Below are 11,830 nucleotides of genomic sequence, written 5' to 3' on the forward strand. Positions count from 1 at the left end.
GGCGCGTATCACCGGCTGCGTGTATAACAGTACTTGTCACTCATTGATCACAACGAGAAGATTTCAATGCAAGAGTTGCAGTCCCTCACCGAGCAGGCGCTGGCACTGGTAGAAGAGGCCGCAGACCTGGCGGCCCTGGATCAGGTGCGGGTAGAGTACCTGGGCAAGAAAGGCCCGATCACCGAACTGCTGAAAGGCCTCGGCAAACTGTCTGCCGAGGAGCGCCCCGCGGCGGGCGCCAAAATTAACGAAGCCAAGCAGCAGGTACAGGACGCCATTAACGTGCGTCGCGAGGCGATGGAAAAAGCGGCCATCGAAGAAAAACTGGCCAAAGAAACCATCGACGTCACCCTGCCGGGCCGCGGTGAGCACCAGGGCAGCATGCACCCCATCACCCGCACCCTGCGCCGCATCGAAGAGATTTTCCAGCGCCTCGGCTTCTCCGTAGAGCAGGGCCCGGAAGTGGAAGGCGACTACTACAACTTTGAAGCGCTGAATATCCCCGCGCACCACCCCGCGCGCGCCATGCACGATACCTTCTACATTGATCCCTCCACGGTCCTGCGCACGCACACTTCGTCTGTGCAGATCCGCACCATGGAAAAAACCAATCCGCCCCTGCGCATCATCTGCCCGGGCCGTGTGTATCGCTGCGATTCCGACGTCACCCACTCGCCCATGTTCCACCAGGTGGAAGGCCTCGTTGTGGATGAGGGCGTGAGCTTCGCGCACCTGAAAGGCTGCATCGACCAGTTCCTGAAAGCCTTCTTCGAAGCCGACGTACCGGTGCGTTTCCGCCCGTCCTACTTCCCGTTCACCGAGCCCTCCGCCGAGGCCGATATCCAGTGCACCAACTGTGGCGGTGAAGGTTGCCGCGTGTGCTCCGGCACCGGCTGGCTGGAAATTCTCGGCTGCGGCATGGTGCACCCGAACGTCCTGGCGTCCTGCGATATCGACAGCGAAAAATACTCCGGTTTCGCCTTTGGTCTCGGTGTGGAGCGCATGGCAATGCTGCGCTACGGCGTCAACGACCTGCGCCTGTTCTTCGACAACGACCTGCGCTTCCTCAAGCAGTTCTGATGCAGGTTTTTGGGCAGGTTGCACACTGCCCAACCTGCGGCACTAACGAAGCACACTTGTAGGAGCCTGCCTTGCAGGCGAACCGCGAATAGCGCAAACCAGAATTCATAAAGAGACAGCACAATGAAATTCAGCAACGCATGGTTGCGGGAGTGGGTAAACCCGGACCTCACAGCACAGCAGCTGGCCGACCAGATCACCATGGCGGGCCTGGAAGTGGACGCCGTGGAGCCGGTCGCGGGCAATTTTTCCGGCGTGGTCGTGGGTGAAATCGTCGCCTGCGAACAACACCCGGACGCCGACAAACTCCGCGTGTGTAAAGTGAAGGGCCACCCGGAAGGCGAGATGCAGGTGGTGTGCGGCGCTCCCAACGCCCGTGTCGGCATCAAGATTCCATTCGCACTGGTAGGCGCGGCGCTGCCCGGCGACTTCAAAATCAAGAAAGCCAAGCTGCGCGGCGTCGAGAGCTTCGGCATGCTGTGCGCACAGACCGAGCTGGAGCTGGGTACCGACAACGACGGTATCTGGGAGCTGCCGGCGGATGCGCCCACCGGCACCGACCTGCGGGAATACCTGCTGCTGGACGACAGCGCCATCGAAGTAGACCTGACCCCCAACCGCTCCGACTGCCTCGGCGTTGCCGGCATCGCGCGTGAGGTCGGGGTGTTGAATCGCTGCGCCGTCACCGAGCCCGCCATCGACCCGGTGGTTGCCACCATCGACGACAGCTTCCCGGTATCCCTGATGGCAGAAGATGCCTGCCCGCGCTATGTGGGTCGTGTCATCCGCAACATCGACATTACCGCCGTCACCCCATTGTGGATGCAGGAGCGCCTGCGCCGCAGCGGCCTGCGCAGCATCGACCCGGTCGTGGACGTCACCAACTACGTCCTGTTGGAACTCGGCCAGCCCATGCACGCCTTCGACCTCGCCAAACTGAGCGGCGGTATCCGGGTGCGTATGGCAGAGCAGGGCGAGAAGCTCACGCTGCTGGACGAGCAGGAAGTCCAGCTGAAAGCCGACACACTGCTGATCGCCGATGAAAAGGGGCCGCTGGCCATCGCCGGTATCATGGGCGGCCTCGACTCCTCCGTGACCGAAAACACCAAAGACATCTTCCTCGAAAGCGCCTTCTTCAGCCCGCTGGCCATCGCCGGCAAGGCCCGCTCCTACGGCCTGCACACCGATTCCTCCCACCGCTTTGAACGCGGCGTGGATTACCGCCTGCAAGAAAAAGCCATCGAGCGCGCAACCAAGCTGCTGCTGGATATCGTCGGAGGCGAGCCGGGCCCGGTGCACCTGCGCGAAGTGGCCGAAGCCATGCCCGCCGAGCGCCGCATCACCCTGCGCCGCGCGCGCGTGAAAACCGGCCTCGGCATCGACCTGGCGGACAGTGAAATCGTCGAGATCCTCACCCGCCTCGGCCTGGAGAAACTCTCTGCAAGCGAAGAGGGCTGGAGCTTCCTGGTGCCGAGCTTCCGCTTCGACATTTCCATCGAAGCCGACCTGCTGGAAGAGCTTGCGCGGGTCTACGGTTACAACCGCATCCCCAGTGTGAGCTTCAACGCCGCGCTGGATGTCGTGCCGCGCGCGGAAGCCGCGGTGGCCCAGTCCCGCCTTGAGCAGACCCTGCTGGCGCGTGGCTACCAGGAAGCCATCACCTTCAGCTTCATCGACCGCGACACCGCCGCGCGCTTCGATCCGGAAGTGGAGCCGGTGGCCCTGCAGAACCCCATCAGCGCCGAACTCTCCGTTATGCGCAGCACACTGATGGCGGGCCTGGTCAAAGCCCTGCAATACAACCTCAACCGCCAGCAGGACCGCCTGCGCCTGTTTGAAACCGGCCTGCGTTTCGTGCCCGGTCAGTCGCTGGCAGAGCTCAAGCAGGAGCGCATGATCGCCGGTCTGATCTACGGCACCCGCCACCCGGAAGGCTGGGCGGGCAGCAAGGACCTGGTGGACTTCTTCGACATCAAGGCCGATGTGGAAGCGCTGCTGGCGCACTACGATGCCGGTGCCGAGTTCAGCTTCGCCCCGGCCAAGCATCCGGCGCTGCACCCCGGCCAGTGCGCGCAGGTCCTGCGCAAAGGCGTGTCGGTGGGCTATATCGGCGCGCTGCACCCGCAGCTGCAGCAGGCCTACGACCTGCCCAAGTCCGCCTACGTGTTCGAACTCAGCCTGGACGGTCTTGGGCAGGCGGTGATTCCATCCTTCAGCCCGCTGTCCAAGTTCCCGGAAGTGCGCCGCGACCTGGCGGTACTGGCCGATGCGCAAACCCCGGTCGGCGAGCTCGCCCAGGCCGCCGTTGAAGCCGCCGGCGAATTTTTGACAGACTTCAATATTTTTGACGTCTATCAGGGCAAAGGCATTGATTTTAATAGTAAAAGTGTCGCGATGGGCTTGACCTTTCAGCATCCCTCGCGCACCCTTAACGACGAAGAAATCAATGCCGCTGTAGAAGCGGTCGTCCGTCAACTGGAACAAAAATACAACGCCAGTCTGCGCTAACCGGTCTATGCTCCGGGGTACGCACACTGACGAGCGTATCCCGAGAGCGTATGCCTCCGGGTTACAAGCCGACGCGGTACAAGGCTTAAACACCGGGAGTCGACGTCTCTGAATCTGTTGGGCAGGAACCAATGACAGAGGCACTGACCAAAGCCGGGCTCGCCGAGAAGTTGTACGAAGAGCTGGGTTTCAACAAGCGCGAAGCCAAGGAAATCGTCGAATTCTTTTTCGAGGAAATCCGCAACGCCCTTGAAAATAACGAGCAGGTCAAATTGTCGGGATTTGGCAATTTCGATCTGCGTGACAAAAGCCAGCGCCCGGGAAGGAACCCCAAGACAGGCGAAGAAATCCCCATATCCGCAAGAAGGGTGGTTACCTTTAAGCCAGGGCAAAAACTCAAGGCACGAGTAGAAGAAGATGCTGGAAGCGAGTCATAACAGCGAACTCCCCGTAATCCCGGGGAAACGCTATTTCACCATCGGTGAGGTCAGCGAGCTGTGCGCAGTCAAACCTCATGTACTGCGCTACTGGGAACAGGAATTCCCACAACTCAGCCCGGTAAAACGTCGCGGCAACCGACGCTATTACCAACATCAGGATGTCATCCTGATCCGTCAGATCCGCGCGCTCCTCTATGAAGAAGGCTACACCATCGGCGGCGCCCGCCTGCAGATGGAAACCGGAAACTCCGAGAAGGTGCAGACCGTACAACTGCAGCAGGTGATCCCGCAGATGATCGCCGAGCTCGAAGGCGTACTTGAATTATTGGCGGCTGACGCCTGATTCAAAAAAGGCAAAAATCGGACTTGCAATCCCCCGGTACTTCGGTATGATTTGCGCCTCATCGCCAAGCGATGCCCCTTATAAATCAAGCACTTAGGTGATTTTTACCCGGCTTGATTTGCTCTTATCGGAGTGTAGCGCAGCCTGGTAGCGCACCACACTGGGGGTGTGGTGGTCGTCGGTTCAAATCCGGCCACTCCGACCATTATTCACGTTGAGCAATCAACGACTTGAAAGCCCGCCCAACTATGCGGGCTTTTTTGTTTCTCGAATTCAATTGCTCGCGCAGCGTTGCATCCGTTGAGTCTCTTCGCTGTCTGCATTCGATCAGACTTTTTCTAGCCAATAAATCCTCACTCTCCAATCGCCAGCAATGATTGGCGGACGAAGGTTTAATTCAGTATCAATTGTGATTAATATCACAAGGTTATCTAGGCGGAACAACAATAAAATACTCCAAGATCGATTGGCCACTTAGTGCACCATCCCTTCTGTAAATTTGCCCGCTCTTAAATCATGTGCAGGCGAATTTACAAAAGGGATGGTGCAACCGAGGCAGATATCGGAATACTGACATTCTGTTCACTGGTGTTAACCGAGGGGGCATGGTCGGAGCTGAAAGAGATTGCTGAACGGTACGGCCATTTATTGCCTTGGCAATATGGTGAGCGCAGGCTTTGGTTGTGGAACGTTACCAATGTGGCGAACGTGCTTGATAGGGACCGCAGCAGCTTCAATCATTTTGGTGGCGTTTCACATCCTGTATTCACCGCAGACAAGTTGACAGATAACCCGGTGTTCAAATTGCGCGAAGATAATTACACCGCCATCTATTGCACGTACACATTCCGTCAACTGATCGAAAACCACAATTTCACAGGGCTCGAGTTCGAGGCGTTGGACGTCGCCTAACAATAAATACAGGTAAAACCATGACCGACCAACAGCCATCAACCGTCAAGATCCACGCAGCGCTTGTTGAAAAAATTAACTTCGCCTGCCACCAGAGCGCTTTCGCGGTGCTGCGCTCGCTGAAAGTCGAGAATCTGGATGAAACACAGGATCTGTCTGATCTGGTGATAACACTGGAGGCTTCCCCGGCCTTCCTGAAGCCGAAGACCTGGACGATCGACCGGATCTCTGCCGGTGGCGAGCTGGCGGTCAAGGATCGTGATCTGCAACTCGACGGCAGCTTTCTGTTCGGGTTGACGGAATCCATGCGGGGCACTGTGTCTGTTCGCGTACAGCGCGCTGGAGCGTTGCTGGCGGAGCAAGGTATCGAGGTGCAATTGCTGGCCTGCAACGAGTGGGGTGGCACGGCTTATATGCCGGAACTGCTGGCCGCGTTCAGTACCCCGAACGACCCGGCGGTAGACCGTGTGTTGGGGCAGGCCAGCCAGATTCTGAAAAAGGCCGGCAAACCCGCCGCCATCAATGGCTACGAGGGAGGCAGTCACGAAGCCGTGTGGCTGATGGCGTCGGCCATCTACTCCGCCGTCGTCAAACTGCAATTGGGTTACGCGCTGCCACCTTCCAGTTTTGAGCGTAATGGCCAGAAAATTCGTCTACCCGCCCAGATTGAGAGCGGCAAACTGGCCACCTGCCTGGATTCCACACTGCTATTCGCCGCGGCGTTTGAGCAGGCGGGGCTCAATCCGATGGTTGTATTGGTCGAGGGGCATGCGCTCGTCGGTCTCTGGCTACAGCCAGACCATTTCTCCAGCGTGGTGGTCACCGAGGGCGAAGTGCTGCGCCAGCGGCTGCCTCTGAAGGAGTTGATCCTGATTGAAACTACGCTCGTCACGTCTCATCCGGCGGTCCCTTTTTCCAAAGCAGTACAGCAGGGGGCTGAAGCGGTAGCGCTGGAAAAGGAGAAGGAGTTCGTTGCGGTGGTGGATATCCGCCGTGCGCGGGCGCACTGCATTCATCCGATCAGTCTGAAGGCGCCGTCTGCTTCTCCCGCAACGGACGGTATTGATTCTGAGTTTATCGAGCCCGATTTGGAAGCGGCCCCCGATTTGCCGGATTTTCCCGTATCTGAACCGGACGATCCCACCGTGAACACACCCGGTGGCCGCCTGGATCGCTGGCAGCGCAAGCTGCTGGATCTTTCCGCGCGCAATCCGCTGCTCAATCACAAGCCGGGTAAAACCAGCCTCACGTTTGTCTGTAACGATCCGGGTGCGCTGGAAGATGTGCTGGCCACCGGCGCGCGCATTTCTATTTCGCCCTTCCCGAAATTGCAGGGGCAGGATCAGGACGAGGATATCTTCCGTCAGCGCACCGGTCAGGAACTGAAGCACGAATACGCGCGGGACGCGCTGGACAAGAAACAGTTGCTGGTGGAGCTCACCGGTGAGGAGCTGGAGAAGCGCGCGGTGGAAATCTACCGCAAGGCACAGACGTCACTGAAAGAAGGCGGTTCCAATACGCTGTTTCTGGCCATCGGCTTTCTGTTGTGGAAGCCGCAGGACAAGGGCGACCGCCGCTACCGCGCGCCGCTGATCCTGTTGCCCGTCTCCCTGGAGCGCAAATCCGTGCGCAGTGGCGTGAAGATGGTTGCGAGCGAAGATGAACCCAGGTTCAACACTACTCTGCTGGAACTGCTGAAAAAGGATTTCGGCATCGAGATCGGCGGTTTACAGGGTGCCCTGCCACAGGATCACAGCGGTATCGACGTGGCGGGTATCTGGCACCGGGTGCGCCACGCGATCAAGGATGTACCTGGGTTCGAAGTGATCGAAGATGTGGCGCTTGGCCATTTCTCCTTTGCTAAGTACCTGATGTGGAAAGACCTGGTGGATCGGGCCGATGCCCTGAAAGAAAACCCGGTGGTGAAGCATCTGCTGGATACGCCCCGCGAGCCCTACGAGAGCGATATCCGCTTTGTCGACCCCGGGGATATCGACCGCGAATACACGCCGGCGGATTTACTGACGCCGCTGCCCGCAGATTCGTCACAGATGTCGGCGATCGCCACTGCAGACCGCGGCAAGGATTTTGTGATTATCGGCCCGCCCGGAACCGGCAAAAGCCAGACCATCAGCAATCTGATTGCGCACATGCTGGGCACCGGCAAAAAAGTGCTGTTCGTATCCGAAAAGACCGCAGCACTGGAAGTGGTGCACCGTCGCCTGAAGGACATCGGCCTTGGACAGTTCTGCCTGGAGTTGCATTCCAGTAAGGCGAAAAAGGCCGACGTGCTGGCGCAGCTGGGCAGTTCCTGGAACAGCTTTTCCCAGGCGGGCGTCAACAACTGGCTGGTGGAGGCGGATCGCCTCAAGGCATTGCGCGATCGCCTGAACCGGGTCGTCAACGCCCTGCATACACCTCGACGTAATGGATTGACCGCGCACTACGCCATCGGCGTTAAGGTGCGCGATGAAGCGTTGGCGGCGAAGGTGAAACTCAGCTGGCCCTGTGCAGACCATCACGATCAGGCGCAATTGCAGAAACTGCGGGAAATGGCCGGGCTGCTGAGTGTACAGGCCAGGGCAGTGGGCAACCTCGCCGACCATCCACTCAAACTGATAGCCAATCACGACTGGCGCCCACAGTGGCAGGAATCTGTAGTAAAGGCCACAGGACTGCTGAAGGCCAGTGCTCAGCAGGTAGCTGGCAGTCTGGCGGCGTTGCAGAAGGCTGCAGGACTCGCCTTTGGAGAGGTGGATCTATCAAGGCTCGCGGCGGTGGCGGAACTCGGGCAGGTATTGCTGGATGCCTATCGCAAGCAGGCGGCATTTGCGCTGGAGCCGGATGCAGCCGATCGCCTGGATGCGCTGGAGGAGGCGGTTACCCAGCTCAAAGCCTATATCACCCAGCAGTCGCAATTGAGTTGCCGCTATGAAGATCTCGCCTGGAAAAAGCTCGATGCCGATGCGCTGGAGCAGGCGTTGCGTGACGCCAACGAGACCTGGTGGCCAAAAAGCTTCTTTGCCAAACGCAAGGTTATTAAAAATATCTGCAGCAATGGCGCCCTAGGTGAGCCGGACCCGGAGAACGATATCCCGGTGTTGAAACAATTGCGGGAAACCGGCAACCGGATCGACAAACTCGATAGCACACTGACGGGGCTGCGTGCATGGAATTCTTATAACTCCAATCCGGACGATATCGCATCGCTCCAGCAACTCGGCGCCCGCGCTCGCACGGCCGTTGGTAAACTCGCTGACGATGCCGAATCCCTGGGAACACTTCGCGCGGCTGTGCGCAGGTTGTTGTTCGATGCCAATGATCTGCTTGCGCCGGAGGCGTCTGTCGGTCGCGCTGTAGTGCAATTCCTGGAAACATTGAAGCGCTTCAATGCCGTCAGAGAAAAATTCGAAGCGCTGATCGGAAGCGGGCTGGAGGACGATTGGGAGGGGAATTCTCGGACGCTCCCGGCAGTCGGCGCGCTTTGCCAGCAGATTATTGACCACCATATCTCCCTGAAAGACTGGTGTGCCTGGGTGCGCAGGCGCGCCGAGGCGCTGGATTACCAGATGGGTCCTCTGGTTGCGGCTATCGAAAGTGGCGGTGTAGAACCGGGAGAAGTGGTCGAAGTGTTCGAGGCGGCCTACTGCGCCTGGTGGTCGTCGGCAGTCATCGGTGAAGATGACGTGTTGAGGACATTCTCGACTCCAGAACATGAATCCGCGATTCAAAACTTCCGTGTGCTGGATACCCAGTTCAGCAAACTGACCGCTCAGTACATTGCCGCGAAGTTGGGCGGACAGGTCCCGAATCCGGACGATGTCAAACGCAGTTCCTCCTGGGGCGTGCTGCGTCACGAGCTGCAGAAAAAGACCCGGCATAAGCCGGTGCGGCAGATGATGGAAGAAATTCCGGATGTGGTTACCTCTCTCGCACCCTGCCTGATGATGTCGCCGCTGTCCATTGCCCAGTACCTGTCGGCCGGGCAGGCGATGTTTGATGTTGTGATTTTCGACGAGGCCTCCCAGATCACCGTTTGGGATGCCGTGGGCTCACTGGCGCGGGGCAAGCAGGTGATCATCGCCGGCGACCCGAAACAGATGCCGCCCACCAATTTCTTTGCCCGCGCCGATGATGACCCGGATGATGAACAGGAAACCGAAGGCGATCTGGAAAGTATTCTGGATGAGCTGATCGGGGCGAGCATTCCACAGCGCGTACTCAATCTTCACTACCGCTCACGGCGCGAGAGCCTGATTGCATTCTCCAACAGCCGCTACTACGACAGCTCGCTGATTACCTTCCCGGCCCCGGTGCATCCCGATAAAGGTGTATCGCTGGTGCGCCCCGAAGGTTTCTACGCGCGCGGTAAGGCGCGGCACAATCAGGGTGAGGCCAAGGCCATCGCCGCCGAAATCGTGCGGCGCCTCACCTCGCCGGATGTGGCGGTGCGCAGCCAGTCCATTGGTGTGGTGACATTCAATACCGAACAGCAGACACTGATCGAAGACCTGCTGGACAAGGCCCGCGCCGAAGACCCATCCATCGAGTGGGCCTTCTCCGATGAGACAATCCTGGAGCCGGTATTCGTTAAGAATCTGGAAACCGTGCAGGGGGATGAGCGGGATGTAATCCTGTTCAGTATCACCTTCGGCCCGGATGAAACGGGCCATATGACCATGAACTTCGGCCCCCTCAACCGCACCGGCGGTGAGCGGCGCCTGAACGTCGCCATGACCCGCGCGCGCTCAGAGATGGTCGTGTTCGCCACCATATCACCGGAACGCATAGACCTTTCGCGCACCAAGGCCCGCGCCGTCGCCGATCTCAAACACTTCCTGGAATACGCGGAGCGTGGCCCTGTTGCCCTGGCTGCGGCGGTAAGGGGATCTGTTGGGGATTTTGAATCACCATTCGAAGTGGCTGTTGCCAGAGGGCTCCAGGACAAAGGCTGGACGGTACATCCCCAGATCGGAGTATCCGCCTACCGCATCGACCTCGGCATTGTTCACCCAGACGAGCCCGGTATTTATCTGGCCGGCGTCGAGTGCGATGGTGCGATGTACCACAGCTCAGCCTACGCAAGAGAGCGGGACAAGATCCGCCAGGGGATGCTTGAAGGGTTAGGCTGGACCCTGTTCCGTGTCTGGTCCACGGACTGGTGGACCAATCGTGCAAAAGCTCTTGAGGAACTCCACCTCGCACTCGAGCAGCACTTGGAAAAGACTCGAAAATTAAAGGTGCAAAGAGAAATTCTGTTGGAAAGCAACTCAGCTGAAGCCGTCTCCGATTAGGTGAAATGGAAAACAATTAGGTAGTGATATGAATTCTGGCGTTCTAAAAATACAAGCTTCATATGACTGCGCACGCCAATTTTTCGGAGAATTTCCAGCTAATGGTTCTGATCTGGGTACTGTCGAGTACACAGATATGATTCGCTCACTGTTGGAGGAAATCCCGCAGAATTGCGTGCATCTCTACGACTAAGGGGGATGTCGTATGTCCCCCCAAAAGGAGGCTCGTGGCCCCCTTGTGTTGTCATCAGCCTGTTCCATTAAAACCGAAAGGTATAGGACCCAGTTAGCAAAGCAGGTCGGTCACCATCTACCGCGAACTGGGTGTATTCCAGCCCCAGTTCCCCGATTGGGGCGTTCCATACGGCAAATACACCGTAGAAGGGATCCTGGCCGTTTTCGCTTCTCGTGCCTTCATACCTATAGATTCCGGATACCGGAGGTTCTTCCGAGTCTTCTTCATAAAAAAAGCCGGGGTCGTATGTGTATTCCTGTATCAAGTTGGAATATGTAGCGATTCTCCAATATTGATATCCGGCCGAGAATCCGACATAGAAGGGTTGTTGCATGTCGGTGTGCACCCGGACGGATGCTCCGAGTGCGCGCCCGGCGAACGACATGGTTCCCTGAACTCTGCCTTCCTGGCCAATGAGCTCGAGGTCGCCATACTCGTAATCTACGCGACTGTCGCTTTCGCCGATATCGTACAGGCCAAGTTCGAAGGCGATATAGCGATTGTATTGATAGCCGCCAACCACGGAGAAGCCGAAACTGCGGTCCTTGGTAAAGTCTTCGGCCTTTTCGTCGAGCTCCAGGCTCGCTACCCCAATGCTGCTGCGGAGGTAGGTTTTGTCCAGGAAGCCCGGGCTCTGGTCGCTGACTTGCGCATTGGCTGAGATGGATGCGGTCGCAGCGATGGCTGCTATAAATACCTTGTACAACGTTATATCCCCATTAGCTGGTCATTTTTGTAGGTGGCGTATTCTTCCACAAGGACGTGCTTGACGCGATAGTGTATTGGGGGAGGGGGCAGACACCGGGGTGGTGCGGGGAATGTTGAGCGCTCTAAATTAGTAGCAGTTCCACACGTAAAATTTCCAAAAACAGGTTGACACAAAAATTTAAGGCAATATCCTTTGCCGCAGTTAATCCACACACGTTATAGGAGCCATGAAATGTCATTACGGAGTCGCAAACCAAGTTCTAACTGAACGACCTTTCATGTGCTCGCGCTTGAAAGGTGACACCGCCTT

The 11,830-nt window shown here is 57.9% G+C and carries 7 protein-coding genes and 1 tRNA gene; 7 read left to right on the forward strand and 1 reads right to left on the reverse strand.

Going from position 1 to position 11,830, the window contains the following annotated elements; genetic code table 11:
* Positions 1 to 66: 66 nt before the first annotated feature.
* From pheS to GNX18_RS03670, 7 genes are all read left to right on the forward strand, one after another.
* Positions 67 to 1,080, forward strand: coding sequence for a phenylalanine--tRNA ligase subunit alpha (gene pheS / locus GNX18_RS03640; RefSeq protein ID WP_138235368.1), 1,014 nt, complete (start codon positions 67 to 69; stop codon positions 1,078 to 1,080).
* Between the two features lie 123 nt (positions 1,081 to 1,203).
* Positions 1,204 to 3,588 carry a phenylalanine--tRNA ligase subunit beta gene (gene pheT / locus GNX18_RS03645; protein ID WP_166215464.1) on the forward strand — a complete coding sequence of 795 codons (2,385 nt, stop codon included), beginning with the start codon at positions 1,204 to 1,206 and terminating at the stop codon, positions 3,586 to 3,588.
* A gap of 131 nt (positions 3,589 to 3,719) precedes the next feature.
* Positions 3,720 to 4,025 carry an integration host factor subunit alpha gene (gene ihfA, locus GNX18_RS03650; protein WP_010131375.1) on the forward strand — a complete coding sequence of 102 codons (306 nt, stop codon included), beginning with the start codon at positions 3,720 to 3,722 and terminating at the stop codon, positions 4,023 to 4,025.
* Positions 4,006 to 4,371 carry a MerR family transcriptional regulator gene (locus tag GNX18_RS03655; protein ID WP_166215466.1) on the forward strand — a complete coding sequence of 122 codons (366 nt, stop codon included), beginning with the start codon at positions 4,006 to 4,008 and terminating at the stop codon, positions 4,369 to 4,371. Before ihfA ends, GNX18_RS03655 begins: the two co-directional genes overlap by 20 nt.
* A gap of 128 nt (positions 4,372 to 4,499) precedes the next feature.
* A tRNA-Pro gene (locus GNX18_RS03660) sits at positions 4,500 to 4,576 on the forward strand.
* A gap of 311 nt (positions 4,577 to 4,887) precedes the next feature.
* On the forward strand, positions 4,888 to 5,283 hold the full coding sequence (locus GNX18_RS03665; RefSeq protein WP_205828046.1) for an imm11 family protein: 396 nt from the start codon (positions 4,888 to 4,890) through the stop codon (positions 5,281 to 5,283).
* Between the two features lie 20 nt (positions 5,284 to 5,303).
* Entirely contained in the window at positions 5,304 to 10,577 is a 5,274-nt protein-coding gene (locus tag GNX18_RS03670) for a DUF4011 domain-containing protein (RefSeq protein ID WP_166215470.1), read from the forward strand.
* A gap of 260 nt (positions 10,578 to 10,837) precedes the next feature.
* Here the strand turns inward: GNX18_RS03670 and GNX18_RS03675 are convergent, their stop codons facing one another.
* Positions 10,838 to 11,518, reverse strand: a complete 681-nt coding sequence (locus tag GNX18_RS03675; RefSeq protein ID WP_166215472.1) for an outer membrane beta-barrel protein — start codon at positions 11,516 to 11,518, stop codon at positions 10,838 to 10,840.
* Positions 11,519 to 11,830: the final 312 nt, after the last annotated feature.

Origin of the sequence: Microbulbifer sp. SH-1 (assembly GCF_011326135.1) — a bacterium.
Classification (GTDB): Bacteria; Pseudomonadota; Gammaproteobacteria; order Pseudomonadales; family Cellvibrionaceae; genus Microbulbifer; species Microbulbifer harenosus.

What these genes read in the sequence shown, in the direction of transcription:
- pheS (WP_138235368.1), top strand. Translation starts at nt 67, where the DNA reads ATGCAAGAGTTGCAGTCCCTCACCGAGCAGGCGCTGGCACTGGTAGAA.
- pheT (WP_166215464.1), top strand. Translation starts at nt 1,204, where the DNA reads ATGAAATTCAGCAACGCATGGTTGCGGGAGTGGGTAAACCCGGACCTC.
- ihfA (WP_010131375.1), top strand. Translation starts at nt 3,720, where the DNA reads ATGACAGAGGCACTGACCAAAGCCGGGCTCGCCGAGAAGTTGTACGAA.
- GNX18_RS03655 (WP_166215466.1), top strand. Translation starts at nt 4,006, where the DNA reads ATGCTGGAAGCGAGTCATAACAGCGAACTCCCCGTAATCCCGGGGAAA.
- GNX18_RS03665 (WP_205828046.1), top strand. Translation starts at nt 4,888, where the DNA reads ATGTGCAGGCGAATTTACAAAAGGGATGGTGCAACCGAGGCAGATATC.
- GNX18_RS03670 (WP_166215470.1), top strand. Translation starts at nt 5,304, where the DNA reads ATGACCGACCAACAGCCATCAACCGTCAAGATCCACGCAGCGCTTGTT.